At 69.0% G+C, this 26,177-nt stretch carries 27 protein-coding genes, 1 tRNA gene and 1 other RNA gene; 15 read left to right on the top strand and 14 right to left on the bottom strand.

All coding sequences use genetic code 11. From position 1 onward, the window contains the following. The first annotated feature begins 164 nt into the window (after positions 1-164). Entirely contained in the window at positions 165-1,940 is a 1,776-nt protein-coding gene (locus ACFYWJ_RS12985; protein WP_355282967.1) for an FAD-binding dehydrogenase, read from the top strand. A 44-nt stretch (positions 1,941-1,984) separates the two neighbouring features. On the opposite strand, the gene ACFYWJ_RS12980 is transcribed toward ACFYWJ_RS12985, so the two are convergent. Continuing rightward, positions 1,985-4,063 carry a neutral/alkaline ceramidase gene (locus ACFYWJ_RS12980; protein WP_355282970.1) on the bottom strand — a complete coding sequence of 693 codons (2,079 nt, stop codon included), beginning with the start codon at positions 4,061-4,063 and terminating at the stop codon, positions 1,985-1,987. A 248-nt stretch (positions 4,064-4,311) separates the two neighbouring features. Here ACFYWJ_RS12980 and ACFYWJ_RS12975 point away from each other — a divergent pair, with 248 nt between their 5' ends. The 5 genes from ACFYWJ_RS12975 to ACFYWJ_RS12955 all read left to right on the top strand — a co-directional run bounded on the left by ACFYWJ_RS12975 (position 4,312) and on the right by ACFYWJ_RS12955 (position 7,724). After that, positions 4,312-5,049, top strand: coding sequence for a histidine phosphatase family protein (locus ACFYWJ_RS12975; protein ID WP_355282973.1), 738 nt, complete (start codon positions 4,312-4,314; stop codon positions 5,047-5,049). 302 nt (positions 5,050-5,351) lie between these two features. Further along, entirely contained in the window at positions 5,352-5,690 is a 339-nt protein-coding gene (locus ACFYWJ_RS12970) for a WXG100 family type VII secretion target (RefSeq protein ID WP_355282976.1), read from the top strand. Then, positions 5,690-5,992 (top strand): WXG100 family type VII secretion target, encoded by a 303-nt coding sequence (locus ACFYWJ_RS12965; protein ID WP_355282979.1) that lies wholly within the window; start codon positions 5,690-5,692, stop codon positions 5,990-5,992. The genes ACFYWJ_RS12970 and ACFYWJ_RS12965 overlap by 1 nt, the downstream gene beginning before the upstream one ends. Before the next feature lie 5 nt (positions 5,993-5,997). Then, positions 5,998-7,356, top strand: a complete 1,359-nt coding sequence (locus ACFYWJ_RS12960) for a hypothetical protein (protein WP_355282981.1) — start codon at positions 5,998-6,000, stop codon at positions 7,354-7,356. Continuing rightward, positions 7,353-7,724: a hypothetical protein gene (locus ACFYWJ_RS12955; RefSeq protein WP_355282984.1), complete on the top strand. Its 372-nt coding sequence runs from the start codon at positions 7,353-7,355 to the stop codon at positions 7,722-7,724. The genes ACFYWJ_RS12960 and ACFYWJ_RS12955 overlap by 4 nt, the downstream gene beginning before the upstream one ends. 453 nt (positions 7,725-8,177) lie before the next feature. Here the strand turns inward: ACFYWJ_RS12955 and ACFYWJ_RS12950 are convergent. The 7 genes from ACFYWJ_RS12950 to ACFYWJ_RS12920 all read right to left on the bottom strand — a co-directional run bounded on the left by ACFYWJ_RS12950 (position 8,178) and on the right by ACFYWJ_RS12920 (position 14,806). Further along, a tRNA-Ala gene (locus tag ACFYWJ_RS12950) sits at positions 8,178-8,250 on the bottom strand. Positions 8,251-8,432: 182 nt separating this feature from the next. Further along, positions 8,433-9,173, bottom strand: a complete 741-nt coding sequence (locus ACFYWJ_RS12945; protein WP_355282986.1) for a thioredoxin domain-containing protein — start codon at positions 9,171-9,173, stop codon at positions 8,433-8,435. Positions 9,174-9,243: 70 nt separating this feature from the next. Next, a complete protein-coding gene (locus ACFYWJ_RS12940) occupies positions 9,244-10,578 on the bottom strand; it encodes an MFS transporter (RefSeq protein ID WP_355282989.1) in 1,335 nt (444 codons plus the stop codon). Then, complete coding sequence (pgm, locus tag ACFYWJ_RS12935) at positions 10,575-12,212, bottom strand: phosphoglucomutase (alpha-D-glucose-1,6-bisphosphate-dependent) (protein ID WP_355282992.1); 1,638 nt, start codon at positions 12,210-12,212, stop codon at positions 10,575-10,577. Before pgm ends, ACFYWJ_RS12940 begins: the two co-directional genes overlap by 4 nt. Positions 12,213-12,259: 47 nt before the next feature. Next, positions 12,260-12,622 carry a fluoride efflux transporter CrcB gene (gene crcB, locus ACFYWJ_RS12930; protein WP_355282995.1) on the bottom strand — a complete coding sequence of 121 codons (363 nt, stop codon included), beginning with the start codon at positions 12,620-12,622 and terminating at the stop codon, positions 12,260-12,262. Between the two features lie 63 nt (positions 12,623-12,685). Then, entirely contained in the window at positions 12,686-13,099 is a 414-nt protein-coding gene (crcB, locus tag ACFYWJ_RS12925) for a fluoride efflux transporter CrcB (protein ID WP_355282998.1), read from the bottom strand. Positions 13,100-13,306: 207 nt separating this feature from the next. Further along, on the bottom strand, positions 13,307-14,806 hold the full coding sequence (locus ACFYWJ_RS12920) for an MFS transporter (RefSeq protein WP_355283002.1): 1,500 nt from the start codon (positions 14,804-14,806) through the stop codon (positions 13,307-13,309). 131 nt (positions 14,807-14,937) lie between these two features. Between ACFYWJ_RS12920 and ACFYWJ_RS12915 the strand changes: the two genes are divergently transcribed. From ACFYWJ_RS12915 to ACFYWJ_RS12900, 4 genes are all read left to right on the top strand, one after another. After that, positions 14,938-15,615: a helix-turn-helix domain-containing protein gene (locus ACFYWJ_RS12915; RefSeq protein ID WP_355283005.1), complete on the top strand. Its 678-nt coding sequence runs from the start codon at positions 14,938-14,940 to the stop codon at positions 15,613-15,615. 60 nt (positions 15,616-15,675) lie between these two features. Then, entirely contained in the window at positions 15,676-16,977 is a 1,302-nt protein-coding gene (locus ACFYWJ_RS12910) for a D-arabinono-1,4-lactone oxidase (protein ID WP_355283008.1), read from the top strand. A 123-nt stretch (positions 16,978-17,100) separates the two neighbouring features. Next, the gene (locus ACFYWJ_RS12905; RefSeq protein WP_355283010.1) at positions 17,101-17,514 is read left to right on the top strand and encodes an arsenate reductase ArsC; all 414 of its coding nucleotides are present in this window, start codon (positions 17,101-17,103) and stop codon (positions 17,512-17,514) included. A 65-nt stretch (positions 17,515-17,579) separates the two neighbouring features. Further along, positions 17,580-17,978, top strand: coding sequence for a VOC family protein (locus ACFYWJ_RS12900; protein WP_355283013.1), 399 nt, complete (start codon positions 17,580-17,582; stop codon positions 17,976-17,978). On the opposite strand, the gene ACFYWJ_RS12895 is transcribed toward ACFYWJ_RS12900, so the two are convergent. Together ACFYWJ_RS12895 and ACFYWJ_RS12890 are read right to left on the bottom strand one after the other, a co-directional pair. After that, the gene (locus ACFYWJ_RS12895; protein WP_355283016.1) at positions 17,954-18,442 is read right to left on the bottom strand and encodes an NUDIX domain-containing protein; all 489 of its coding nucleotides are present in this window, start codon (positions 18,440-18,442) and stop codon (positions 17,954-17,956) included. The genes ACFYWJ_RS12900 and ACFYWJ_RS12895 overlap by 25 nt on opposite strands. 123 nt (positions 18,443-18,565) lie before the next feature. Beyond that, positions 18,566-19,261, bottom strand: a complete 696-nt coding sequence (locus ACFYWJ_RS12890) for a helix-turn-helix domain-containing protein (RefSeq protein ID WP_355283019.1) — start codon at positions 19,259-19,261, stop codon at positions 18,566-18,568. Between the two features lie 111 nt (positions 19,262-19,372). Between ACFYWJ_RS12890 and ACFYWJ_RS12885 the strand changes: the two genes are divergently transcribed. Further along, positions 19,373-19,828: a YiiD C-terminal domain-containing protein gene (locus ACFYWJ_RS12885; protein ID WP_355283022.1), complete on the top strand. Its 456-nt coding sequence runs from the start codon at positions 19,373-19,375 to the stop codon at positions 19,826-19,828. A 59-nt stretch (positions 19,829-19,887) separates the two neighbouring features. Here ACFYWJ_RS12885 and ACFYWJ_RS12880 read toward each other — a convergent pair whose 3' ends face one another. Beyond that, on the bottom strand, positions 19,888-20,688 hold the full coding sequence (locus ACFYWJ_RS12880) for an SGNH/GDSL hydrolase family protein (RefSeq protein WP_355283025.1): 801 nt from the start codon (positions 20,686-20,688) through the stop codon (positions 19,888-19,890). Between the two features lie 4 nt (positions 20,689-20,692). Beyond that, positions 20,693-21,361, bottom strand: a complete 669-nt coding sequence (locus ACFYWJ_RS12875) for a hypothetical protein (RefSeq protein WP_355283028.1) — start codon at positions 21,359-21,361, stop codon at positions 20,693-20,695. A 70-nt stretch (positions 21,362-21,431) separates the two neighbouring features. Between ACFYWJ_RS12875 and ACFYWJ_RS12870 the strand changes: the two genes are divergently transcribed. Together ACFYWJ_RS12870 and ACFYWJ_RS12865 are read left to right on the top strand one after the other, a co-directional pair. Further along, the gene (locus tag ACFYWJ_RS12870) at positions 21,432-21,944 is read left to right on the top strand and encodes a MarR family winged helix-turn-helix transcriptional regulator (protein ID WP_355283030.1); all 513 of its coding nucleotides are present in this window, start codon (positions 21,432-21,434) and stop codon (positions 21,942-21,944) included. A gap of 90 nt (positions 21,945-22,034) precedes the next feature. Next, entirely contained in the window at positions 22,035-22,874 is an 840-nt protein-coding gene (locus ACFYWJ_RS12865; protein WP_355283033.1) for a DUF1266 domain-containing protein, read from the top strand. Here ACFYWJ_RS12865 and ACFYWJ_RS12860 read toward each other — a convergent pair. Next, entirely contained in the window at positions 22,852-23,739 is an 888-nt protein-coding gene (locus ACFYWJ_RS12860; protein WP_355283036.1) for a hypothetical protein, read from the bottom strand. The genes ACFYWJ_RS12865 and ACFYWJ_RS12860 overlap by 23 nt on opposite strands. A gap of 120 nt (positions 23,740-23,859) precedes the next feature. On the opposite strand from ACFYWJ_RS12860, the gene ACFYWJ_RS12855 reads away from it, so the two are divergent. Both ACFYWJ_RS12855 and ACFYWJ_RS12850 read left to right on the top strand, forming a co-directional pair. Then, positions 23,860-25,029: a serine hydrolase domain-containing protein gene (locus tag ACFYWJ_RS12855; RefSeq protein WP_355283039.1), complete on the top strand. Its 1,170-nt coding sequence runs from the start codon at positions 23,860-23,862 to the stop codon at positions 25,027-25,029. 335 nt (positions 25,030-25,364) lie between these two features. Beyond that, the gene (locus ACFYWJ_RS12850) at positions 25,365-25,577 is read left to right on the top strand and encodes a DUF5302 domain-containing protein (RefSeq protein ID WP_355283041.1); all 213 of its coding nucleotides are present in this window, start codon (positions 25,365-25,367) and stop codon (positions 25,575-25,577) included. A 45-nt stretch (positions 25,578-25,622) separates the two neighbouring features. On the opposite strand, the gene ssrA is transcribed toward ACFYWJ_RS12850, so the two are convergent. Beyond that, positions 25,623-25,994: a transfer-messenger RNA gene (gene ssrA, locus ACFYWJ_RS12845) on the bottom strand. Positions 25,995-26,177 lie beyond the last annotated feature (183 nt).

Raw genomic sequence — 26,177 nt, 5'->3', positions numbered from 1 at the left:
GCCCGGATTCGATAAGGGGGAAGACGGCAAAGCAGGGGGCAGAACCGGACAGCCTCGATCGCTGTCCGGTTCTGCCCTCTCCCGGACTGGAACGCCCCTCGCGCCGCCGACATCGCGCGACTGGAATACCGGGGATCCTGCCCCCTTCCCGCGAGGACCCCTGCATGTCTCCTGAAAACACCCTGACCCGTCGCGGCCTGTTCGCACTCGGCGGGGTCACCGCCGCCGCTGCCCTGGCGCTGCACAACGCTCGCCCCGCCCTGGCCGGACCCGGTGCCGACGCCGATGTCATCGTCATCGGCGCAGGCCTGGCCGGGCTGGTCGCCACCGCGGAACTGGTCGCCGCCGGGCGGCGCGTGCTGCTGCTCGACCAGGAACCGGAGGCGAGTTTCGGCGGCCAGGCGCACTGGTCGCTGGGCGGGCTGTTCCTGATCGATTCCGTCGAGCAGCGGCTGGCCGGGATCCGGGATTCCCTCGACCTGGCCCGCGGCGACTGGTTCCGCACCGCGGGCTGGGACCGCGGACCCGATGACGCACTCGGCGAGGACTATTGGGGAAAGCGGTGGGCCGAGGCCTACCTGAATTTCGCCGCCGGCGAGAAGCAGTCCTGGCTGCGCGGCCTCGGCATGAACTGGGTGCCGATCGTGGGCTGGGCCGAACGCGGCCAGGCCGACAACGGCGTCGGCAACTCCGTCCCCCGCTTCCACGTGACCCTCGGCACCGGCCCCGGGGTGGTCGAGCCGTTCGAGCGGCAGGCGCGCGCGGCCATGGGCCGACAGCTCACCGTCGGGTTCCGCCATCAGGTCGACGGCCTGGTGCTCACCGACGGCGCGGTCACCGGGGTGCGCGGCACCGTCCTGGAGCCCAGCGGCGCCGCCCGCGGCACCCCCAGCTCCCGGGTGCCGGTCGGCGAGTTCGCGTTCACCGCCGCGCAGGTGATCGTGACCGCGGGCGGTATCGGCGGCAATCACGAACTGGTGCGCCGCAATTGGCCCGCCCGGCTCGGGACGCCGCCGGCGCGAATGATCACCGGAGTCCCGGCCCACGTCGACGGCCGCATGATCGGCATCTCCGAAGCCGCGGGCGCCCGCCTGGTCAACCGGGATCGCATGTGGCACTACACGGAAGGGCTGAGCAATCACTCGCCGATCTGGCCCGGTCACGGCATCCGGGTGCTCGCCGCCCCGTCCTCGCTGTGGTTCGACGCCGAGGGCAACGCCTTCCCCGCACCCGGCATCCCCAGTGTGGACACCCTCGGCACCCTCGAACTGATCCAGCGGACCGGCTACGACTACTCCTGGTTCGTGCTGAATCAGCGCATCGCCGACAAGGAGTTCATCCTGTCGGGCTCCGAGCAGAATCCCGAGATCACCCGCAAGGACCTCGCCGGCTACCTCGCGATGCAGGCGCTGACCGACACACCGCCGCCGGTGCGCGCGTTCCTGGACCGGGGCGAGGATTTCGTCGTCGCCGACGATCTGGCCGGGCTCGTCGCGGGGATGAACCGCCTGACCGGCCGCGACCTCATCCGGCTCGACCCGCTGCGCGATCAGATCATCCAGCGCGACAACGAGATCGGTGATCCCGGGAGCACCGATCCCCGGGTCCTGGCCATCCGCCGTTCCCGCGACTACGTCGGCGACAGCCTGGCCCGCACCACCGAGCCGCACCGGATCCTGGACCCGGCGGCCGGGCCGCTCATCGCCATCCGGATGAACATCGTCACCCGCAAGACTCTCGGCGGCTTGCAGACCGATCTCGACGGTCGCGTCCTCGACGTCCGTGGGGAACCGATCCGTGGGCTCTACGCCGCGGGCGAGGTCGCCGGGTTCGGTGGCGGCGGCGTGCACGGCTATCGCGCGCTGGAAGGCACCTTCCTCGGTGGCTGCCTGTTCTCCGGCAGGCAGACCGGGCGCGGGGCCGCGCGGGACGGAGCTTGAGACACCGCGAGGCGGCCCGGCCGGAGGGCCGGGCCGCCTCCGCGTCAGGCGACGACGAAGTCCGGTGAAGTGCCGGTGAAGGCGGTGACCGTGGCGTTCGGGTCCCGGCTATCGCCGTGATAGACGATGCGGTAACGGCCCGGCGCGGTGTCGCCGGGAATCGTCCAGCTCACCCGGACGCGTGAGGCGGCGGGCTGTCCGTCCGGGCGCGACCAATGCAGCTCGGTACACCAATCGTTGTCGTCGAAGACCCGTCGCCACTGCCGCCCATCGCCGCACTGCACCTCGAAATAGGTTCCACCGGTGCGGAAGTCGTTGACCGGATGGGCACCGACGAACTCGACCGACACCGTCTCGCCACGCCGGGTGGTCGCCGCGGGCGGGCTCAGGACATCACCGAAGCCACACCCGTCGACGGGCACGTCCGGCGGGACCGCAGGCAGCAGATTCGGTTGCGGGCCCGAGGTCCAGTCCAGCGGGGCCGGGCCACGGCCGGGATCGATCCGGGCCGCCAGCGCCCGTGCCAGTGTGTCGAATTCCTGCATGTAGGCGGACAGCGTCCATCGCCCGAACACGGTGTGCCCGCCCTCGTACTGCTGGGAGACGTACTCCTCCGGGGTGACCGAATATCCGGTGTAGCCGTTCGCGTAACCCTGCATCAGCACGGTGTCGACGGCCACACCCAATGCCCGGGCCACCACGCGCCGGACCCGCAGTCCCGCCACGATGCTGTACTCGGCCGGACCGGCGGCCAGCACCAGCTCGCCCAGCCGCAGGATCTGGATCGGCACCACATTCGGCACCCAGGGGCGCGGCGGCATCGTCCCCAGCGGCGCCAGCACGATCTTGGGTGCCTGGATATCGCGCATCCACCCTTCGATCGGCCCGTCCAGGCCACCGAGCGCCGCCACGACGGGGTTGGTCATGCCTTCCTCGAGGATCGGGATGATGTGGTGGTAGTTGTCGGTCGACTTGTTGGCCACCAGGGTGATGCCGATCATCGCCGGTGCGGTCCTGGCCGGTCTGCCGTCGGGGGTGTAGGCACCGTCGATGGCGACCGCACCCATGTCGACGTAGCGGGTCACCGCGTCCACGCCGGTGCTCGTCATCGGCCGCGCGGTGTCGAAAGCCGCACGCGCGGCCTGATATTGGCGTTCCCCGATGAGCGCGCAGTTGAGCTGGTTGTCGTCGGTCGGCCCGGACGGGCGCCAAGGCGTGAGATTCAGGTTCGGCGACATGTCGCCCGCGTTGGTCTGCGGGAACGCGGCCAGGAACCGGGGCTGCCCGTCCTGGTAGCGCACACCGTTCTCGTCGTGCTCCCACCGGTAGCTGGCGTAGCCCTTGTGCTCGCCCGCGATCAGGCGATAGCGGTCGGACAGCGAGGTGCCGTGGGTGGCGAACCAGGCGATCGCGCCCACATCGTGTCCGCCCTGCCGCAGCCGCAGCACGGTGATCGCCGGATCGATCGCGTTCGGGAACTGCGCTTTGTCCTCGTCCGGGTTGAGTTCGAAGGCGACGCGCGCGCGATTGGCGCTCGCGTCGTGCAATTCGCCGCGCCCCAGCCACAGCTCGCCGGGCGCCAGCCGTTCGTGGGCGGCGACGATCGCGGCGACGATGCCGTTCACCTCCGCCTCGTGCGAATTCCGCTGAAAGCCGTAGGCGGCAAGGGAATACGCGTACTCCCGCGCGGTGCCACCGCACGAGCTGTGATTGTGGGTCGCGTTGATGTTCACGGTGCGCTCGGTGTACAGATCACCGAACCGCTGCGCCAGCCGGCGCATCACCTCCAGATGCACGGACTGGAACACGCACGCGATATCGACGGTCACGAAGGCCACCCGGTCACCGTTGGCCCGGTCGACGACGACGAACGCCCGCGCCCACGTCCGCATCCGCAGCCCCTCGGCGACGATCTCGACATCGGAGTACCCCATGGTGCCCTGCCCCGCGATCGCGCCGGTCGTGTCCGCGATCCCGCACCCGATCAGATACGCCTGGCCGTCCCCGGATCCCGGATCGGCCCTCGCGGTGCCGAGCAGGGTCGATCCCACCGCGGCGGCGGTGGCGGCGGCTGTTCCGGCGAACAGCGACCGACGTGAGACCGGACGATTTCCAATGACCATCCGCGTATTCAAGTCACAAACGACGGTGCGAAGGAGGGCGCGTCCGGCCCGGCAGGGGGCCCGACCGGACAGATCGAGCGCCCTCGACCGAACCGTGTCGGTCGGCGAGGTCTCGGCGCGGGGACACACGGAACGAGCGTTGACAAGGGACGTGGGAGAGGTGTCCCGGTGATCGGGAGAGCGTCGAGGAGGGGTGCCGAGCTGACCCTAGTGTCCTGGCTCACACGCATAGCCACGAAGGAGTCTCAATGCGTCTGCTGAAATCCCGTCCGTCCGCGATCCTCGGATCGATCATCGCGGTAGGGGCCCTCATCGCCGCCGGCAGCGGCAGCGCCGTCGCCGCGCCGAACACCGGCAGCTCGTTCGGCGACACCGGTGAAATGTTCCTCACCTTCGTCCGCCACGGGCAATCCGCGGGCAACACCTCCGGCCTGATCGACACGTCGGTGCCGGGGCCCGACCTGACCGCCAAGGGACGGGACCAGGCCGTCGCGGTGGCCGAGTTCCTGAGCGACTGCAAGTTCGACGGCATCTACGCGTCGACGATGGTGCGCACCCAGCAGACCGCAGCGCCGACCGCACAGCGATGCAATCAGCCCACCGTCGTGGAGGAAGGCTTCCACGAGATCGAGGCCGGCATCTACGAGGGCACCCCGGAGGCGGAAGCGCGCGAGGGCTACCTCGCCGCCCCGATCCAGTGGATCCAGGGCAATCTCGACGCCCGTATCCCGGGTTCCCTGAACGGCCACGAGTTCAAGAAGCGCATGGACGACTCCATCCGCGACGTCCAGAACCGCGGCGACAAGCGGGCCGTGATCTTCTCCCACGGTGGCGCCATCATGTTCTGGGCGCTCATGTCCGTCGAGAACCCGGACCCGAGCAAGCTGCAGACCGACCCCCTGCACAACACCGGCCGGGTGGTCGTGAAGGGCAGCCCCGCGAAGGGCTGGAAGCTCGTCTCCTGGGACGGCCATTCCGTCTCCTGACCCGGAGACCCCCGCCGACGACAGTCCGGCGAACAGCAGCGGGATCGCGCCGAAACCGGCCGCGATCCCGCTGTCGTGCCAACCCGGCCCCGAGACGCACCGGATGACCGGATCGACTGGCGGCCGATCCAGCGAATCATGTTCAGCAACAGGGCATTACAGCGAGCATCGCAGCGTCCCCACCCGCTACGACTGAGATGGGCGGCGCTGCCATAAGGGCCACGAGCGCCGCCACTCTTGCTGTTGCGTTCCGCGCCGGAGTGTCGCTACGTTGGTCTCGATACATTGAGGAGGGGGCTCACGTGTCGACTGAGTCAGGTACGCCCGGAACAGATTTCGCGATGGTTCCCAGCGAGGTAACCGATGCCGGTGTCTACATCCAGCAGGTCGCGGATTCTCTGATCAACGGACTGAGTTCGCTCGACCGCGACGTATCGAGTGTCCTGGACAAGTGGAGCGGCGCGGCGGCAGACGCATTCGGGGACGGCTGGACTACAACCAAGGAGGGCGCCGCCGACGTGTTGAACGCCCTCAACACCATGGGTGGACTCTTAGGTGTCGCAAGCAAAACCGTTGCCAACCAAGACATCTCGAATTCCGTCGACCTGAGTTCGGTCGACCTACCGGAACTGAACATGTGATGGCCGACGACGCACGCGACTTCACGTTCGACATCGACGATCTGGACCAGCTCGTCACCCGCGCCAATGGATTCATCGGATTCCTCACCGAAAGTCTCGACGGAATCAACCACCGGATCGCCACCATTCAACAAAACTGGCAGGGAGCCGCCGCCACCGCCCAGGAGGAAGCTTATCGGGAATGGGCAACCGGGGCAGCCGCGGTGGTCGAAGGAATCACTGACATGTACAACGCCGTCGTCACCGCCCGCGACGCCTACAGTGCGGCCGCGGAGATCAATTTGAGAATGAGCGGTGGCTGAACTCAGTGGGCTCGATCTCCCCGCAGTCCTATGAGAGCGCGGCCAGGGAATGCTACGACCTGTCGGAGAAATTCCAAACCGTCTACAATTCGCTGCAAACCGTCCTGTTGGAAACCAGCGCGATGGCCGGTGGCTACCAAGCGGTCAAGACGTGGTCGAAAGCCTACGACGACCGCGCCGCCGCAGTGACGCTGGTGGCGACCAGCTTCGCGTCGGCCCTGCAACACTTCGGGGACATATTGACCGCGGCCGGCTACAACTGGAAGTGCGGGGAGTACAAAGCCAACCGCGACGCCAAAAAGGGTGACCCACCGGCTTTACCCAGTGGCTTCCCCTCGGAATTACCCTATGGCGCGGGCGTAGTCACCGGCGTCGCGTCGTCGGGGACCAACAGTCGCGGACTCGAGACAGACTGGACCGAACTGCAAGAAAAAGTCACCGGCCTTGTCGCTGGTGGCGAGGTCCCTGATGGCGACACCGACAAGCTCGCGCGTGCCGCAACCGCGTGGAAGACCTTCGCTCAGTCGGACCCGGTGTACGGCGGCAAGGGACGCCTGTTGACGGTCGCCTCTGGACTGGAGCGTGGCTACGGCTCCGATGTCCCGGAAGACATCCCAAACCTCGCAGGCCACCTTCGTACGCTCGCTGCCAGCGTAGGCGAGATCGAAGCCGCCGCCCGTGACATCGCGGCCGGAGTCGACGCCCACAAGACTGCTTTGACCACGATGCGCTCGGACATGAACACTCAGTTCGCCATGGTGGTGGTCGCCACCGCCATTCAGATCGGGACTTCGATGGTGCGGGTCAAAGAGCCACCAGCGAAGCAAAAGAAGCCGAATGAGCAAAAGACACCCAGCGAACGCCAAGAAGAGATCGACTTCCTGAACCAGGCCGCCGGAGCGCTAGCTGGTCCCGCCAACACGTTCCTCACCGCGCTGAGCGGATTCACCTTCACCATGGCAGTACTGACAAAAGGTGGACTGACCGCCGTTGCCGACCTGCCGATATTGCTCACTGAAATGGATTTGGATAATGACGGAAAGCCCGATGATCCCGTACGATTTCCCCCGAAGTCCGCCACCGATAAAGTCCCGACCGAGTGGGGAGAAGGGAAACCGAACAGCAAGAAGGTCGGGCAGCGTTGGGAGGACCCCAAGGACCAGGGCAACGGTATACGGATCGACCAGGGCGACCCCACCAGTCAGTATCCGACACAACAGGTGGACCACGTCATAGTCCGATCCGGGGGCAAGGTGATAGGTCGGGATGGAAAGCCCATCGACGGAAGCATCAAGACCAACCCGGAGATGGCACATATTCCGTTGAGTGAATGGCTGACTTGGAGGAGTTGGAATCAACCATGACCGATGTTCAATATCCCGAGATGCGCGATTCCGTGATCGACGCACTCGAAGCATTCGCCGATCCGGACTATCAAAGGCGAGTCTGGATAAATCACGAATTCCCGCAAGAGAATTTTTACGACGACCTGGACGTGAACGTCAGTATCTTGTACGACGACTGCGTAGTCGTCCCCGACCCTCGCAGCAGGATCGGCACCGTGCTCGTCGACGGACCAGAGGTCGACCGACTGATCGAGTTGGACCGGGTGCTCGGTCCCATGATTGGCCGACTGGGAAACGCACCGGATGCCACATACCTCGGCGATTCAGAGTGGCCGCTGGTGGTTACAGCCGCACGTGCAGCTCTGGCCGCGATGCGGGATGTCTGACCAACGCGTCGCCTAATCCGTGCCGAAGCAGTGACACTCGGCCAACTCGAGGTTCGGGCCTCGCGTCGACCTGCGGGTCGTAGACCTCGAGGCCGACTTGGCGATCGGGCTCAGCCTCCCCAAGAGCTCGCCACAGAACTCGGCGCCGCACCGCCATCCTTGCCGTCATCGACGAACGGCCGTACGACGGTGTAGACAGCATTCGAGCCCGAGGTCGGCCGGATCTGAACCAACAAGCCGATTGAGCCTTCGGCGTCGATTCAAGATGCCGTGGCAACCGCCACGTGGCCGCACGTCCGGAGCAGCCGGGTCGTATGCCGCCAGCGTAGAACCCGACCCGCCGACGGCCCAAGCCGTATCGACGGGAAGCAGGACCAGAACGGGGAGGTAACGCGGGGCCAAACACAAAACAGGTCAGGCCCGGACTGAGTCCGGGCCTGACCTGTATTTGGGTGGAGCTAAGGGGACTCGAACCCCTGACCCCCACACTGCCAGTGTGGTGCGCTACCAGCTGCGCCATAGCCCCTTGTTCTTTTGTTTCAGCCGCTCTCGCTGCTGCCTGAATGAAGTTACACCATGCATCTCGGCGACAACAAATCGGCTGGTAGAGGGCGAAAAAGTGGGGTTTCGGGCGGGGCGGGTGTGGCTTACGTGGGGGGCGGGGAGGGTGGGGGCGGAGTAGAATGTGCCGAACCTCACGCGGGGGTGTCAGGGGGCGAGGTTCACGACCCAGTTCGGGTCGGTCCAGTCGATCTTGGTGGTGCCGTCGTAGATGGCGGGGGTGGCGGCCTTGTTGCCGGTGCGGGCGTCGAGGTCGTCGAGGTTCTTCTTGGCGGCGGCGCGGGCGGCGTCGAGCTGGGTGCCGTTGGTGATGCAGGGGCCGACCGACTCGGGGGCGCCGGATTCGATGGCCAGGGTGGCCAGGGCCGGGTTGCTCAGGTCGTCGCCGCCCTCCTCCGGCTGCTTGGTGGTGAACAGCGCCTCGTGGAACTTGCTGTAGGTGGGGCCCGAACCGGTCTGGGCGACGCAGAGATTCGCGGCGAACGCGCGGGTGGAGTAGTCCTTGCTCTTGGACTGGGTGTCCAGGAACGTCACGAAGTGGTAGTTCACCGCCAGCTTGCCCTCGTCGATCTTCTGGGCGAGTTCCTGACCGAAGGTCGTCTCCATCGCGCCGCAGGCGGGGCAGATGGGGTCTTCGAAGATGTCGACGGTCTTCGTCGCGTCGGGCTTGCCCAGGCGGATGACGCCCTCCGGCGTGGTCGTGACCTGCACGGCGGCGTCGCGCACCGCGCCGTAGCCGTCGTTGCGCACCTCGGTGGGCGCCTGCTTGGTCCACTTGAACGCGGCGAACACGAGGAACCCGATCACCACGACCGCCACCGCGGCCAGGGCGTAGGTGGTGTTGCTGGAAACGGGACGTGGATTGTGCTGAGAACCGGTGCTGCTCACCCGTCCACAATGCCTCGAGTGCCAGAAGACGCGGCGCCTGGGCGGTCGATTGCGCCGCTGACCTGGGGATCTATCGAGTCGGCGTGTCGGCGTCGAGCGGCTTGCGCGACGGGACGAGACCCGCGCGCACGACCGGAACGCCGTCGGGACAGCCGTCGCAGGTGCACTGCGGGTCGATGCCGTCGCCGGCGTGATCGGGATGCTCCGGGTCCTCGGTGTGCCGGATGCGCGACGGTTCGGGCGTCAGCAGCCAGACCGTGGCCGAGACCGCGAGCACACCGCCGGTGACCGCCATGCCGACCCCGAACGAGGTGTGCTCGGCGATCCAGCCGATCCCGATCGGCCCGAGCACCGTGCCCAGGTCGGCGGCCATCTGGAACGCCGCCAGCACCGGACCGCCGCGGGCGCGGTTGCCGATCACATCGGCCAGTGCCGCCTGCTGGGCGGGGCTGAACATGCCGGACCCGACGCCGGCCACGAACGACGCGGCCAGGAACCAGGGCAGCGAGGGGGCGTAGCCGAGCACGCCGGTGCCGAGCGCGCAGATCGCCGACCCGGCGATGAGGAAGGGTTTGCGCCCGAATCGGTCCGACAGCCGGCCCGAGACGAACAGCACGGCGGCGTTGCCCGCCGCGAAGACCGTCAGCGCCACGCCCGCCATGCCCGATTCCTGGTGCAGGATCTCCACGACCAGCAGCGGCACGAAGGCCATCCGCACGCCGAACACGGCACAGCCACCGGCGAAACTCGACAGCAGGATCGCCCGGTAGGCGGGCTCGGACCACGCGTGCCGGAAGGTGAACGCCGGACCGGCCGCGCCCTCCTCGGCCGCCAGCACCGGCGACTCGCGCAGGCCGAGGAACACGATGAGGCACACGATCAGCAGCGCGGCGGCGTAGATCAGGAACGGCGCGCGCAGCCCGAGCCCGGCCAGCCCGCCGCCGACCAGCGGACCGAGCAGCGAGCCGATCAGGAAGCTGGTGGAGTACACCCCCGAGACCCGGCCGCGCGCGGCGGGCGGCGAGACCCGGATGATCAGCGCCATCGACGACACCGTGAACATCGTCGACCCGACGCCGCCGAGCGAACGCAGCACCAGCAGTTGCCAATACGTCTGCGCCAGCGCGCACGCGCCGGTCGACAGCGCGACGATCACGATGCCGGCCAGATACACCCGCCGCTCGCCCAGCTTCTGCACCAGCCGCCCGCTGGCGGGCGCGAACAGCAACCGCATCAACGCGAACGCGCTGACGATCGCCGAAGCCGCCGCGATGCCGACGCCGAACTCGCGCGCGTACTGCGGCAGCACCGGGGCGACCAGCCCGAAACCGAGCGCGATGACGAACGCCGCCGCGATCAGGACCCAGATCTCGGCGGGTAGCCGGACCTTGGCGGGTGCGCTCACTCGCTCAGCGCCTGGGTCACCATCTCCTCGGCGGCGGCCTGCACCTGGGTCAGGTGCTCGGCGCCGAGGAACGACTCGGCGTAGATCTTGTATTTGTCCTCGGTGCCGGAGGGGCGGGCCGCGAACCAGGCGTTCTCGGTGGTGACCTTGAGCCCGCCCAGCGACGCGCCGTTGCCGCGCGCGGTGGTGAGGATGCCGGTGATCTCCTCGCCCGCGATCTCGGTGCCGGTGATGGCGTCCGGGGTCAGCGCGGCGAGCTTGGCCTTCTGCGGGCCGGTGGCCGCGGCGTCGATGCGCGCGTAGGCGGGGCTGCCGTACTGGCGTTCGAGCTCGCCGTAGCGGGCCGACGGGGTCTGCCCGGTGACGGCGGCGATCTCGGCGGCCAGCAGCGCCAGCAGGATGCCGTCCTTGTCGGTGGTCCACACGGTGCCGTCCATCCGCAGGAAGGACGCGCCCGCGCTCTCCTCGCCGCCGAATGCCAGGCTGCCGCTGAACAATCCGGGCACGAACCACTTGAACCCGACCGGGACCTCGTAGACGTCGCGGCCGAGCACGTTGACGACCCGGTCGATCATCGACGAGCTCACCACCGTCTTGCCGATCTTGGTCAGCGCGTCCCACCACATCCGGTTGGCGACCAGGTATTCGATCGCCACCGCCAGGAAGTGGTTGGGGTTCATCAGGCCACCGTCGGGGGTGACGATGCCGTGCCGGTCGGCGTCGGCGTCGTTGCCGGTGGAGATGTCGTAGTCGTCCTTGATGCCGACCAGGGCCGCCATGGCGTGCCGGGAGGACGGGTCCATCCGGATCTGCCCGTCGCTGTCGAGGGTCATGAAGCGCCAGGTCGGGTCGACGAACGGGTTGACGACCTCGAGCTCGAGATCGAACCGCTGCCCGATCTCCTCCCAGTAGTCGACGCTCGCGCCGCCCATCGGGTCGGCGCCCATCCGGATGCCCGCGCCCCGGATCGCGTCCAGGTTCAGCGCGTTCGGGAGGTCGGCGACGTAGTGGTCGAGGTAGTCGTAGCGCTCGACGTGGGTGCTCAGCGCCTGGGTCAGCGACACCCGCTTGACCCCGGCCAGGCCGCCGCGCAGCAACTCGTTGGCGCGCGCGGCGATGGCGTCGGTGGCCTTGGTGTCGGCCGGGCCGCCGTGCGGCGGGTTGTACTTGAAGCCGCCGTCGCGCGGCGGGTTGTGCGACGGGGTGACCACGATGCCGTCGGCCTGATGCTTGGTACCGCCCCGGTTGTGCCGCAGCACAGCGTGACTCAGCGCCGGGGTCGGGGTGTAGCGGTCGCGCGCGTCGACCACCGCGGTGACGTCGTTGCCGGCGAGCACCTCGAGCGCGGTGGTCCAGGCGGGCTCGCTCAGCGCGTGGGTGTCGCGCGCGAGGTAGACCGGGCCGGTGATGCCGCGGGTGGCGCGGTATTCGACGATCGCCTGGGTGATCGCCATGATGTGCGCCTCGTTGAACGCGCAATCCTCGCTCGAGCCGCGGTGTCCCGAGGTACCGAACACGACCTGCTGACTCGGTTCGGCCGGATCGGGCACGCGGCTGTAGTACGCGGTGACCAGGTGGGCGATGTCCACCAGGTCGGTCGGGCGGGCTGGCCGTCCGGCGCGATCGTGGGCCATGGTGGGTGTTCCCTTCCGTGTCGGCTGCGCGCGGCTGGTCATGAGGATCATGCGCACAACCACTGGGTGAGGGACGCGGCGGCGTACACCGCGGCCAGGCTCGCCGCGACGCTGATCACGACATTGCCCACGGCGTACACGTAGGCGCCCTCGGTCACCAGACGGATCGTCTCGTAACCGAACGTGCTGAACGTGGTCAGCGCACCACAGAAGCCGGTCCCCGCGAAGGCCAGCAGCGTACTGCCCGCACTCGCGCCGATCAGACCACCGAGCAGCGCCGAACCGACAATGTTAACGGCTAGCGTGCCCCACGGCAGCCCGGTGGGAAAGCGCGCGGAGACCGAGCGATCGACCAGGTAACGCGCCGGTGCGCCGAGCATCCCGCCCGCCAGTACGAGTGCCGTCGTCATGCCCGTCCTCCCCGTGCCAGCGCCCACATCTCGATCATCGGATGGCACCTTCCGTCGTCGGATTCATGTGGTCCGCCCCGCCACCCACCTCGTCGCGGCCATGGCCACGACGACAGCACCGAGCCCGGCGAGCATCGACAGCCCGAGATAGGCCACCGCCGTGGCCACCGCACCGGTGTCGATCAGTCTACGAAGCTCGAGGCCGAAGGTGGAGAAAGTCGTGAACCCGCCCAGCACACCGATTCCCAGGAATGGGCGCACCAGTTTCGGCGCCGCCCACAGTTCGGTGACCGTCACCATCAGCACCCCGATCGCGAAGCAGCCGACGACGTTGACAGTGAGCGTCGACCACGGGAACTCGCCCGGCCGCACCGGCCACGATTGCGCGACGCCGAAACGCGCCGTCGCCCCGAGGCCACCACCCACCGAGATCGCCGCCAGGACGGCCGGATCGAGCGCCGGGGGCCGCGATGCCATGCGCTGCCCTCCCCTGCCGATCCGATGGTGGTCGTTGCTCATGGTATCGAGACGCACCGACAGCCGGACGGGCGGTGGCCCGCAACGACGGTGGGAGCACGGCCGCGGGCAAACTCCCAGCACCCACGCGGCGGAGCCCGCCGTGGCACGGAAAACACGACGGCCCGGACCGATCTCGGTCCGGGCCGTCGTGGCGTTTCCGGCAGGTCAGTGCGCGAGCACCGGCTCACCTTCGGCCGGCGCGGGCACCGTGTTCGGCATGAGCAGGCCGATCACGATCGCACCGAGCACGAATGTGGCTGTCGCCCACCAGAAGCTGGTGGTGTAGCTCTCGATCGCGCCCTGCGCCATGGTGAGCGGGCCGGGCTGGTGCGAGGACACGTAGTCGGTCATCGCCGAGGCCGCGATGGTGCTCAGCAGCGCGGTACCGATGGAACCGCCGACCTGCTGGCTGGTGTTGACCATCGCCGAGGCGACACCGGCGTCGTCGTGGTGCACACCGGCGGTCGCGCCCTGGAACGCCACCGACATCGCGCCACCGAGGCCGAGGCCGAGCAGGATCAGCGCGGGCAGGATGTGGGTGGCGTAGCCGGTGTCGAGACCGATCCGGGTCAGCCACAGCATGCCCGCCGCGGCGACCAGGAAGCCACCGCTGATGACGACCTTCGGCCCGACCTTCGGCAGCAGCAGCGAGGGCGCGGTGGTCGAGGAGGCCACCATGCCCGCGACCATCGGCAGGAACGCGACGCCGGTCATGATCGGCGAGTAGCCCAGGGTCAGCTGCATGTAATAGGTCAGGAACAGGAAGATCGCGAACATCCCGATGCCCATGATGAACACGGTCAGGTAGGACGCGCCACGGGTGCGGTCGGCCACGATGCGCAGCGGCAGCAGCGGATGCGCGACCCGGGTCTCGATCCAGGCGAACGCGGCCAGCAACACCGTGCCACCGATCAGGAAGGCCAGCGTGGACGGCGCGGTCCAGCCCTCGGACTCGGCCTGCGAGAAGCCGTAGACGATGCCGAACAGCGCGGCGGTGACGGCGATCGTGCCCGGCCAGTCCAGCTTGGGCCGGGTGGTCGCGGTGTGCTTGGCCAGCAGCAGCACGGCGCCGACCAGGGCGACGGCGGCGAAGATCAGGTTGACGTACATCGCCCAGCGCCACGACGCCCACTCGGTGAGCGCGCCGCCGAGCAGCAGGCCGATGGCGCCACCGGCACCGGCGACCGCGCCGAAGATGCCGAAGGCCTTGGCCCGCTCGCCGGGTTCGGTGAAGGTGACCGTCAGCAGCGAGAGCGCGGCGGGCGCGAGCAGCGCGCCGAAGACACCCTGGCCGACGCGGGCCGCGACCAGCATCTCGAAGCTGGTGGCCGCGCCACCGATGGCCGAGGCCACCGCGAAGCCGATCAGGCCGATGATGAAGGTGTTGCGCCTGCCGAACAGGTCGCTGAGCCTGCCGCCGAGCAGCAGGAGGCTGCCGAAGGCCAGGGCGTAGCCGGTGATGACCCACTGCCGGTCACCGTCGCCGAAGCCGAGGTCGGCCTGGGCCGCCGGCAGGGCGATGTTCACGATCGTCGCGTCCAGCACGACCATCAGCTGGGCGATGCCGAGGACGGCAAGCACCCACCAGCGCAGGGCGTGCGACCCGCGGCGGCCGGTATCCGCGGCCGCGGGACGCTTCGTCCCGGTGTCGAGTGTGGTGGTCATAACTCCCCTTGTAGGTCGGCTGGGTCGATTTCGGGTGGCATAATCGGAGATACCGCCTCCGCTTCATTCGAAGCTACCAGAGTAACGGAGAAACCACCTCCACTTAATCCCTCGATTGGTAGGATGTACCTGTGAATCACGCCACGACGACTGCCGCACCACCCCGCCGACTGCGCGCCGACGCCGCGCGCAATCAGGCCCGCATCGTCGCCGCCGCGCGTGAACTGTTCGCCGATCACGGCCTGGAGATCACCCTCGACGACGTCGCCGAGCGCGCCGGCGTCGGTGTCGGCACCGTCTATCGCCGCTTCGCGAACAAGAAGGAATTGATCGCCGAGGTCTTCGACCAGCACATGGTCGACTTCGCCGACGCCGCCGACGCCGCCATGAACAACCCCGATCCCTGGCTGGGCCTGGTGGAGTTCTTCGAAGACGCGTGCAAGCACCTGGCGACCAATCGCGGTTTCGGCGAGGTGATGCTCGAGCTCGAGGAAGACCCGGCCCGCTTCGCCGAACTGCGCGATCGGATCCGCCCCTCGGTGACCGCGATCATCGATCGCGCGCGCGACGCGGGGGCCGTGCACCCCGATGTCACCACCACCGATTTCTTCGCCCTGATCCACATGGTGAACTCCTTCGCCGAGTTCGCCGGACCGGTGAATTCCGAAGTGTGGCAGCGCTATATGGCCATCACCCTCAACGGCGTCCGCACCGACGCCGTGCCGCGCAGGCCCCTGCTCGTCGCCCCGCTGACCGATGACGAGGTCGAGCGCGCCAAGGCGGCGGGCTGCCTCGGCCGACGCCGCTGAGCAGTACTTCTTCCCAGCACCAGTAGCGCGCGTCACAGTCCATCCTCTACAGTTGGACACATGACCAACAGCTCCTGGGTGAACTGGGCGGGCGAGCAGCGCTGCTCACCCGCCGTCGTCGCCGCACCGCGCGGCGTCGAAGAACTGGCCGAGATCGTCACCGCGTCCGCCGCCGCGGGCCGGACCGTGCGCGTCGCGGGATCGGGCCATTCGTTCACCGACGCCGTCCTCACCGACGGCACCCTGATCGATCTCGGCGGCCTGGACCGGGTGCTCGACGTCGACACCGCGACCGGCCGCGTCCGGGTCGAAGCCGGACTGACCCTGCACGCGGCGAGCCCGCTGCTGCACTCGCACGGCCTGGCCTTCCCCAACCTGGGCGATATCGACACCCAGACCATCGCGGGCGCGACCGCCACCGGCACCCACGGCACCGGCGCCAAGCTGTGCAACATCTCCGCCGCGCTGCACTCGGTGGAGATCCTGCGCGCCGACGGCACCACGGTCGAGCTCAATGAGGAGACCGATCCGGACGGCTGGCGCGCGGCGCGGGTCAGCATCGGCGCGCTGGGCATCGTCACCGCGGTGACCCTGCAGCTCGAGCCCTCGTTCGTGCTCGACCTCGTCGAGCGGCCGGTCCCGATCGCCGACGTGCTCGCGAATCTGGACGAACTCGCCGACGGCAGTGACCATTTCGAGTTCTTCGCCTTCGCGCACGCCGATGTGGCGATGACCAAGTCGAGCAACCGCAGCACCGAACCCGAGCAGCCGCGCGGCAAGGCGGGCGCCTGGCTCAACGACGTCCTGCTGTCGAATCATCTGTACGACACCATGTGCAAGCTGGGCAGGCGGGTGCCCGCCACGGTCCCGGCGATCCACCGGCTCGCGACCAAGGCGGGCAGCAACAATCGCAAGATCGACCGGTCCTACCGCGTCTTCGCGACCCCGCGCCTGGTGAAGTTCAACGAGATGGAATACGCCATCCCGCGCGAGCACGCGCGCGCCGCGATCGGCGAGATCCTCGATGTCACCAAGCGATTCGGCACCCCGATGCCGATCGAGGTGCGCTGGGTCGCCCCCGACGACGCGCTGCTGTCCCCCGCGGGCGGGCGCGAGACCTGCTACATCGCCGTGCACCAGTACGAGGGCATGGTGTGGGAGCCGTACTTCCGCGCCTGCGAGGCGGTGTTCGACCGCTACCAGGGCAGGCCGCACTGGGGTAAGCGGCATTTCCAGACCGCCGAGACGCTGCGCCCCCGCTACCCCGAATGGGACCGGTTCACCGAGGTGCGCCGCCGCTTCGATCCCACCGGCGTCTTCGCCAACGACTATGTGAACCGGGTGCTCGGGCCGCTGAGCTGACGGCGGACATCCGCCGGACAACAGTGTCGCCGGTCGCCCCCACACCCACCGGTGCGGATGGAATGATGGTCGGTGATACCCGAAGCGCCACAAGCACTTCGCCCCTGCGCCGAAAGGGCGACCATGGCCCACACTCCCAGCGTGTTGTTCGTCTGCGTCCACAATGCGGGTAGATCGCAGATGGCGGCGGGTTTCCTACGGGCGATGGCGGGCGACCGGATCGACGTGCGGACCGCGGGCAGCGACCCGGCGGCCGAGCTGAACCCCGCCGCCGTCGCGGTGATGGCCGAGATCGGCATCGACATCGCCGGGGAACGGCCCAAGCCGCTCACCGACGACGCCGTCGGAGTATCCGATGTGGTGGTCACCATGGGCTGCGGCGAGGTGTGTCCGTACTTCCCTGGGATCAGCTACCGGGACTGGGTTCTCGCCGATCCGGCCGGGCAGCCGATCGAGGTGGTCCGCAGCATTCGCGACCACCTGCAGATCCTGATCGGCAATCTGATCGCCGAACTGGTGCCGGTCCCGGCCCGCTGAGACCGGCGGCCCGGACGTCCGATTCGTTCAAGACGACACCACACGCCCGTGTCTACGCTGCGGATATGACTCCTCAGCTCGATGTCGTCTCGATCGTCGTCTCCGATATGGCCGCCTCGGTGGCCTTCTACCGCAAACTGGGGCTCGTGTTCCCCGAGGGCGCCGAATCCGAGGGCCACGCCGAAGCACAGGTCGGCGGTGGCCTGCGCCTGGCCCTGGACACCGAACAGGTGATCGCCTCGTTCACCCCCGGTTGGCAGCCGCCGACCGGGCACGGACGCAGCGGGATCGCGTTCCGCTGCGCCGACCCGGCCGAGGTCGACAAGCTCTGGGCCGAGCTCGTCGACGCCGGCTATCACGGAGAACTCGCGCCGTGGGACGCCGTCTGGGGCCAGCGCTACGCCACGCTCGCCGACCCCGACGGCCAGGGCATCGACCTCTACGCCCCGCTGCCCAGCGAATAGGCCGACCAGCCACCGGGATCGCGCTGACGCCGCTGATAGCGGCCCAGCAGCTCGCCGACCTCGTCGCTGACCGGCGGTTCGCCGGTCAGCCTGGTCCACAGGTGGGTGTCGTGATCGGTGAGCGTCACCGGTCCGGTGGCGGCGACGTCGACGACGAAGGTGAACTGCCGCGTGCGGGCACCGCGCCCGGAAAGGTAGTCGAATTCGCCCAGGTAGTCGCTGACCTCGGTGACCCGCAGGCCGGTCGCCTCGAAGACATCGCGCGCCACCGCGTCGTCGAGCGACTCCCCCGGCTGCACGACCCCACTCGGTAGCTCCCAGCGACCACTCAGCGAATCCGATCGTCGGCGGCGGAGGATGAGCACCCGGTTGTGGCGGACGACGACCGCTCCGACGACAAGTCGACGGACTTCGTCTCTTTCGGCCTCGATACGGAGCGTGGAGTACACGGATACGTCGATCATCGGGTTCACATCCTCTCGTCGGTGGTTCGGACTTGCCTGGCACATACGACGGGGCGTGCCTTGTGAGCGTAACTCGCCGGTACGACCTTGCCGAATGAGACTTTCCGGGCACGGGCGCGAGGCTCAGCCCGCTTGTAACGCGCGCACCGAGCATCCGGCCAGGTCACGGACTTCCCTGGACAGATGCGCCTGGTCCGCGAAGCCGGTGACCGCGGCGGTTTCCGCCGCCGGAAGGCCCGCGCGCACCGCCGCGAGCGCGCGCTGGAAGCGCAGAATCCGGGCCAACATCTTGGGTCCGTAGCCGAAAGCGGCCAGGGAGCGCCGGTGCAGCAAACGCGCGGACATCCCCGCCGCGGCCGCCGTGCGCGCCACGGTGGTGCCCGCGGCGATGGCGTCGACGATCCCGGCGAGCGCCGGGTCGGGTGGTGCCGCGTCGGAAGCGAATCGCAACACGATCGATTCCAAGGCCGCAACGCGGTCGGGCGCGTTGTCCACCCGGTCGACCAGCGCGCGGACCCGGCGATCGGGGAAGAGATCGGCCAGGTCGACCCGCTGATCGAGCAGTTCGACAGCGGGTATACCCAGCAGCGCGGGCGCGGTGCCCGGCGCGAACCGGATGCCGACGAACTCCGCGGCCCTGGCGGTGGGTACCTGGACGGCGCGACTGTCCGGACCGGCCACCATCAGCGTGCCCTCGGTCCAGATCAGGTCCATGCAGCCGTCGGGGAACACCGTGACCGGGCCGGCCGGTTCAGGCACCGCGCGCGTCCACACGACGGCGCGATCCAGCCGCGCCGCGCGTTCCCGGTATTCCGCCACGCCTTCGACGGTAACCCCGACCACCGACGAATCGCTCCGCCACCGGCCCGCAATCGATACCCTGGCTGGCGTCGGGACAGTGAGGTCCCGTTTCGCGAAAGGACGCGGCCCATGCCCGCAGACGACTTGGTCGACACCGTCAACAGCGTCATCGAGGTGGCCATGCCGGTGGCCGCGAAAATGGGGGTCCGGGTGCTCGAGGTGGGGCGCGGCCACGCCGTCACCACCGTGCCGATCGAGGGCAACGGCAATCACTTCGGAGCCATCTACGCGGGCGTGCAGTTCACCGTCGCCGAGGTGCTCGGCGGTGCGATCACCGCGGGCAGCTTCGACACCTCGGCCTTCTATCCGCTGGTGAAGTCCTTCGACATCGCGTTCCGGGCGATGGCCCGCACCGACCTGCGCGCCGAGGCCACGCTGAGCGAGGACGACATCACCCGGGTCGCCGCCGAGGCCGCGGCCGCGGGCAAGGCCGATTTCGTGCTCGAGGCCGTCGTCACCGACGCCGCGGGCACCACGGTCGCGACCTCGCGCGGGCTCTACCAGCTGCGGGCCTTCGGCCGCTGACTCGTCGGGTCGCGGCAGGACCGTGCCGCGTGCCGTCGTCCGGTTCGGGACACCACCGGTCAGGACAGCGCGGCGACGAACGACGCGGCCACGGCCTGCTGCCCCGCCGCCGAGGCGTGCACGCCGTCGTCGAGCAGCAGTGGCTCCTCGCCCGGCGGCATGGTCTCGTGCTCGACGTCGACGGTGAGATCCGGGAGTTCGCGCAGGATCTCGGCCGTGGCGGCGATGTCGGCCGCCGCCCAGGCGATGTCGACGCGACGGAACGGCGCGAAGGCAGCGACCCGGGATTCGTCGATGGCGGTGGGCGTCAGCCAGATCCACTCCGCCGCGCTGTTCGCGCGCAGGATGCGCAGGTTGCGTTCGGCCTCGGCGAGGCCGACCAGCCGGGGCCCGTCGAGGCCGCCGATGCGCTGCGCGTCGTTGGCGCCGAGCTGACACACCACCAGGTCGGGCCGTTGGAAATGCAGGGCGGGCAACAGGTTCAGCGTCTGGGTCGTCGTCGCGCCGGAGACCGCGAGATTGGTGAGCGTGATCTCGTCGCGGGGGCGGCGCAGGTCGAGCAGGTGGCGCAGGATCTCGAACCAGGACATCCGGTCGGCGGTGGAGCTCTCACCCAGCGCGACGACGTGCTGCCCCGGCCGCAGCGGCAGCCGGTCGACGGCGGCGGCGACCTCGGTGTCGTCGAGCAGCGCGGCGGCGGCCCAGCGGGCTTCGTCGTCGAAGGCCCGGCACAGCGCGGCGTAGTCGTCGGCGGTGAGGCCGAACAGCGGCGCGATACGGGCGGGGTCGAGGCCGGGCAGATAGGGCAGCGACCGCTCGGGGCGCTGGAAGCGGACGAGTTTTTCGGTCTGATCGCTCATGAGGTCACTCCGTTTCGGCGACAAGGGATTTCGGGACGAGAAAGCCCGCCGTGATCAGCCAGGCCAGCCCGCTGAACCGGGCCAGCGGCAGCAGCAAGGCCGCCTCGGTCCGCATCAGGGCCGCGGTCGTCGCGCAGGACACCGCGGCGATGGCCAGTCCGATCCGGGCGAGCAGCGGGCGCGTCGACAGCACGGGCAGGGCGATCCCCGCGACGAGCAGCCCGGTGCCGACGACGTTCGCCGGGCCGCCGACGACGAAGGCGAAGGTGTGCAGCGCCCGCACCAGCGCGGGTTCGGCGAGGACCTCGGGCACGCTCAGCACCCAGGTCGAGACCCCGGACAGCATCAGGAACGCCATCGCCATGGCGCCGCCGGTGAGCGCGAGGCTCGCGGCGCGCAGCCGTGCCGCGATCGCCGCGACGAACAGTGCGCCCGGGATGGCCGCCGCGAACTGCAGGGTGGCGCCGAGCCGGACGGCGGAGCGGTGGTCGGTGAAGTAGGACAGTGCGTCGGCCGGGTCGGCGAACGGCGAGGGAAAGACGGCGCCACCGGCGGCGATGGTGCCGCCGATCAGGCCACCGACGAACAGCGCGGCCGCCGCGACAGCGAAGGCGCCGGGCGGTGGACCGGCGGCGAGCGGGGCGGTGCGGACGGGAAGGGAGTGGGTTGCCACGACGGTAATCCGTTCTCTTTAGTGAATCATTCATCATGGTGAACGATTGCGGCGTGTGTACGATAACCCCGTGACGGAGTCGGAGCAAGAGGATGCGCTGCCGCGGCCGCCGGGCAGGCAGGTCGCGTTCCTGCTCGCCCAGCTCGGAGCGCACGCGGCCCAGCGATTCGCCGAACGGATCGCCGCGTTCGGCCTCACCCCGCCCGATATCGGCGTGCTGCGGATGGTGCTCGCGGCGCCGGGGCGCAGTCAGCGCGCGCTCGCGGCGGACCTGGGCGTCGTCCCGAGCCGGGTCGTCGCCCTGCTCGACAATCTCGACCGGCTCGGCCTGGTCGAACGCAGGCGCAGCGCGACCGACCGGCGCAACCACGAATTGCACCCGACCCAGGCCGCGTTCGCGTTGATGGGCGACCTCTGGCCGGTACTGCAAGCCCACGAAGCCGACCTCACCGCCGCCCTGTCACCCGCCGAACACGACCAGCTCGCCGATCTGCTCGCCCGCGTCGCCGACCAGCAGGGCCTCGATCCCGGCGTGCACCCCGGCTTCGCGCGACTGCCCGCCCGCGCGGCCGACGAGGCCTGACTGCCACCCGGCGCGGGATCGGTCGTAAGATCTGGCGGCACAACGTTTCGGCTCGGCGGAGGGGTGCGCTCCATGCAACCGGCAGGATCAGTGCGGCGACCGCGGGTCGCGGGATTTCCCGGCTCCGACATCGATGACGAACCCGATGTCTGGTCGGGCGCGGCGGTCGACGACGACCGGATCAGGGCGCTCGCCGTCGGCGCCTACTACGGGCGCAGCTGGGGCGCCTACTGCGACGCGGTCGCGTTCCTGCCCGAGGAGGACGACAGCACCGCGACCCGGCGCGAGACCGCCATCGAGGGCCTGCACGAATCGTGGGGCGTCGACAACGCCGAGGACGCGCGCGACACCATCCGCAGGCTGCTCGCCGGCATGCACGCGCCGCTGTTCGAGCTCGTCCACCCGCTGGCCGTGGCCGCGGCCACCGAGACCGGGCGGGTCGACCGCACCGGCCTGGCCGACGAGCATCGCGAGTTCCTGCACACCCTCTCGGGTTTCCGTGGCTACCGTGGGCCCGCCGGCATCGACCGCGACTACGACGCCTGGCTGCAGGCGATCAAACTCGGCATCACCGAGAGCCTGCCGACCCCGTTGCAGACCGACGCCACCGCCTGGGACCTGGCCCGGCTGGTCTTCATCGCCCGCGCCGCCTGCACCGCCGGGTATCTCACCGAGGACGAGGCGTGGGAGCACATGCTGACCGGCCTCGACCGGGCCCGGCAGCACTACCGCAACTGGCGCCAGTTCGGCGACGGCTTCCTCACCGGCGCCATCTTCTGGGCCGCCGCGCAGGATCTCTCGGCCGCCAGGACCCAGATCGCCGAACGCAGGCGGATGATCGCCGGACTGCACCTGCGACCGTCGAGCCCGTGGCGGCGGGTGGCCCTGCACCGGGGCGCGCCGGTGTTCAGCCCGGCATCGCCAGCATGATGCCGACGGCCTGACGCCGGAACGGATCGTCGGCGACCATCCCCAGCTTGCGCCGCTCCACCAGCAGCTGCCATTCGCCGAACAGGTCGGCCGAGGACGGCAGCGACGGCGAGATCGACCCGTCGACGTGCTCGATCTCGCAGGCCAGCCGCAGCGCCTCGGCGACCCGGCCGAAATCCTCGGGCTCCCAGTCGAGGAAGTCCAGGTCGCTGCCCGCGCCCGACACGCGCAGCGTCACCACCTGCCCCGGCGGGGTGCGCACCTCGGCGCCGGTGAGCACGGCGACCGGGAACTCGTAGATCGCCCACGCCGAGACGAACAGCAGCCGCAGCGTGGTGATCGCGACCAGTCCCGGCGCACCCTCGTGTCCCGCCTGAGCCAGCTCCAGCACGTATTCGTCCGGCCGGGCGCAGCCGTGCAGGATGTCGATCTCGCGGACCGAGTTGCCCGCGAAGCGCATTCGGTCCGCCGCGGCCGCGACATCGGGCCTGCGCGGACCGTTCGGGCCCGGCACCGGGCGCGGCGGCACGAGATTCGGCCGCGGCGGGAACACCCGACGCAGGCTGACCAGATCGCGTTCGACCGCCCGGACCAGCACCTGCGCCTGCTCGCGCACCCCGAGCTCGAGGAACACCGGGACCGGATGCCGGTCGGTCGCCGAGCCGTTGACGCGGAACTCCGACGACCGGAAGAACAGCAGCATCGCCAGCTGGTCGTCGTCGGTGGTCGCGAGCGCGATCCGGGCCAGCTCGGCCACGGCGACATCGAGCGCGGTCTCGTTGTCGGCCCGCAGCGGCGTCGTCACCAGCCTGCCGTCCGCGTACCGCACGGCGACGCGCGCACCCCACACCTCGATCACAGCCACATCCCTCCTGGCCCGCCCCGCCTCGCAGGATCCTACCGATGGGCTGTTCCGGCGGAAGGGGGCGGCGTAGATTCGACTGCGCTGCTCGGGTGAGTTTTCTTCCACGAAGGGATCGCCGTCATGAGCGTGTCGCCCCGGTACCGGGGGCACCGTAGCGCGTCCGCGGTGCTCGCGTTCCTGCTCGTCCTCGGCACCGCGGCCTGCGGGTCCGGCAGCGACACCGGGTCGTCGACCGCGCCGCCGGACAGTCCCGAGGCCACCGCGATCACCGACATCGTGCGCGGCAAGGTGACCGGGCTCGGGGTCAGCTCGGCCGTCTACGGCGTCTGGCGGGGCGAGGAGCAGATCGCGCTCGGCGCGTTCGGCGGATCCCCGCTGGGCGTCCCCGCGACCCCCGAGATGAAGGTGCGCGTCGGCCAGCCGATGGAACCGATGCTGTCGACCGTGCTGTGGCGGCTCGACGGCGACGGCGTGCTGAAGATGGACGAACCCATCGCCCGCTGGCTGCCCGACTTCCCGCGCGCGGACAAGATCACCCCGCGCATGCTCGCCGACAGCACCTCCGGCATCGCCGACTACGTCACCGACCCGGAGTTCCTGAAGATCTTCGCCGAGAACCCGATCCGCGAGTGGACCGCGCCCCAGCTGTTCGAACGCGCCAACGCCCGTCCACCGCTCTTCGAACCCGGCACCGACTTCGGCTACGCGCACAGCGATCTCGTCGTCCTCGGCGAGGTGCTGCAGAACGCCACCGGGAAGCCACTGGGCGAGTTGATCGCCCAGCACATCCTGATCCCGCTCGGCATGCACGACAGCAAGGTCGTCCTGAACCCGGCGATCGACGAGCCCTACCTGCACGGCTACACCAACGAGCGCAACGGCTTCGAGGACTCCACCTTCTGGAACCCCACCGCCTTCCTGCACAGCGGCAACATGAACGCCCCCGTCGCCGACCTCGGCCGCTGGGTCCGCGCCCTCGCCACCGGCGAACGCCTCACCCCCGACCAGTTCCAGCAGATGATGGGCCCCTCCACCGCGGGCCTCGGCCCGTTCACCACCGAGAAGTACTTCGCCTTCGGCGTCGTCCACCTGGCCGACTGGCTTTACATGAACCCCGCCTACGGCGGCTACAACGGCGTCGCCCTCTACGACACCAAAACCCAGACCACCATCATCGTCTACACCACCCACGGCCCCACCTCCCCCGCCACCAACAACGCCATCCCCATCGGCACCGCCCTGGCCACCCACCTCGTCCCCGACCGCCCACCCGCCGTTCCGGGGGAATGATCGACGGAATCCGTCCGGACCGGACACGACCTCCGCTCCGCTGACCTGTGGCTTTACGAATTACGCAAGAGTCACACAGCCCGACCTCCCCTAGCGTCTACCGAAAGCGTTGCGCCGCAACGTGACAACGGCCGGTGGCGATGGTTCCGCCGGGGTGGTGGGGAGAGACATGCTTGGAACTTCACCATGAATCCGCCCGCCGAGGTCGTCTGGGTATTCGACGCCGGGCTCAACACGGAACTGGGGTGCAACGGTTCCTGGGTGGCGAGCCTGACCTGACAGCGGTTGCCCGCCTGCGGATTCGACGATCGGCCGAAAGGTGGCAGGCTGTGGTGATGGCCGACGAACTAGAACCCGCCACCGAACTCACCGGTGGCGACGCAACCGAAACGCAGGAAGAAGCGACCAAGCGGAAGTTCCGCGAAGCACTCGAGCGCAAGAACGGGAAGGCCGGGCTCGGCGGCGCCGGGCAGAACGCCGCCAAGGTGCGCGGCACCCAGTCCGGGGCAGGGGGCAAGCGCACCTTCCGCCGCAGGGCCGGCGGGTAGACCGAAGCGAAAAGCCCCTCACCTGGATTCCAGGTGAGGGGCTTCGAGTGGAGCTGCCGGGAATCGAACCCGGGTCCTCCGTCGTGCCATCAGGGCTTCTCCGTGTGCAGTTCGCTCTGTCTCTACTCGGACCTCCAGGTCTCGCGAACAAGCCCGGATGACGATCCCAGTCGCTGTTAGATGTCCCGTCCGACTCCGCGACCGAGCCGAACGGTAATTCCCTCTAGCTGATGCCAGGGTCCGGATCGAGGGACGAACCCGGTCTGACAGAGACGACCTGCTACTTAGGCAGCGAGGGCGTACTCGCGCTGATTGGAATCGGCGCTTAATTGGTTGCAACGACGCTTACGGTGGTCTCTTGCCTGCACCGACACGCTTCCCCTGAATCAACGTACGCAGTCGAAACCGTTCAGCCCCGTACGTGCCCGCACCGTGCGGGCTAGTCATGTTAACACTGCCGTCGCCGCGAATCTTCCCGATATTTCTGCCAGCGCGGGGTGTCGCCGATGTGACTCGTCAGCGAACCACACTGATTCGCACCGCCGATCCGGGTAGACGCGCCGGTCGACCGGGGTACTGTTCTCGATCGGCCGGGCCGGG

It is taken from the genome of Nocardia sp. NPDC003269, assembly GCF_042888005.1.
Lineage (GTDB): Bacteria > Actinomycetota > Actinomycetes > Mycobacteriales > Mycobacteriaceae > Nocardia.
The sequence above is the reverse complement of the archived record's forward strand: the minus strand, read 5'-3'. Positions and strand labels throughout refer to the sequence as shown.

Bases quoted from the DNA above. Each gene is read 5' to 3' on its own strand.
- ACFYWJ_RS12910 (WP_355283008.1), top strand. From the start codon at position 15,676: ATGACCAACAGCTCCTGGGTGAACTGGGCGGGCGAGCAGCGCTGCTCA.
- ACFYWJ_RS12955 (WP_355282984.1), top strand. From the start codon at position 7,353: ATGACCGATGTTCAATATCCCGAGATGCGCGATTCCGTGATCGACGCA.
- ACFYWJ_RS12880 (WP_355283025.1), bottom strand. From the start codon at position 20,688: ATGAGCGATCAGACCGAAAAACTCGTCCGCTTCCAGCGCCCCGAGCGG.
- ACFYWJ_RS12905 (WP_355283010.1), top strand. From the start codon at position 17,101: ATGGCCCACACTCCCAGCGTGTTGTTCGTCTGCGTCCACAATGCGGGT.
- ACFYWJ_RS12885 (WP_355283022.1), top strand. From the start codon at position 19,373: ATGCCCGCAGACGACTTGGTCGACACCGTCAACAGCGTCATCGAGGTG.
- ACFYWJ_RS12900 (WP_355283013.1), top strand. From the start codon at position 17,580: ATGACTCCTCAGCTCGATGTCGTCTCGATCGTCGTCTCCGATATGGCC.
- ACFYWJ_RS12920 (WP_355283002.1), bottom strand. From the start codon at position 14,806: ATGACCACCACACTCGACACCGGGACGAAGCGTCCCGCGGCCGCGGAT.
- ACFYWJ_RS12980 (WP_355282970.1), bottom strand. From the start codon at position 4,063: ATGGTCATTGGAAATCGTCCGGTCTCACGTCGGTCGCTGTTCGCCGGA.
- ACFYWJ_RS12895 (WP_355283016.1), bottom strand. From the start codon at position 18,442: ATGATCGACGTATCCGTGTACTCCACGCTCCGTATCGAGGCCGAAAGA.
- crcB (WP_355282998.1), bottom strand. From the start codon at position 13,099: ATGGCATCGCGGCCCCCGGCGCTCGATCCGGCCGTCCTGGCGGCGATC.
- ACFYWJ_RS12850 (WP_355283041.1), top strand. From the start codon at position 25,365: ATGGCCGACGAACTAGAACCCGCCACCGAACTCACCGGTGGCGACGCA.
- ACFYWJ_RS12975 (WP_355282973.1), top strand. From the start codon at position 4,312: ATGCGTCTGCTGAAATCCCGTCCGTCCGCGATCCTCGGATCGATCATC.
- pgm (WP_355282992.1), bottom strand. From the start codon at position 12,212: ATGGCCCACGATCGCGCCGGACGGCCAGCCCGCCCGACCGACCTGGTG.
- ACFYWJ_RS12855 (WP_355283039.1), top strand. From the start codon at position 23,860: ATGAGCGTGTCGCCCCGGTACCGGGGGCACCGTAGCGCGTCCGCGGTG.
- ACFYWJ_RS12985 (WP_355282967.1), top strand. From the start codon at position 165: ATGTCTCCTGAAAACACCCTGACCCGTCGCGGCCTGTTCGCACTCGGC.
- ACFYWJ_RS12965 (WP_355282979.1), top strand. From the start codon at position 5,690: ATGGCCGACGACGCACGCGACTTCACGTTCGACATCGACGATCTGGAC.
- crcB (WP_355282995.1), bottom strand. From the start codon at position 12,622: ATGACGACGGCACTCGTACTGGCGGGCGGGATGCTCGGCGCACCGGCG.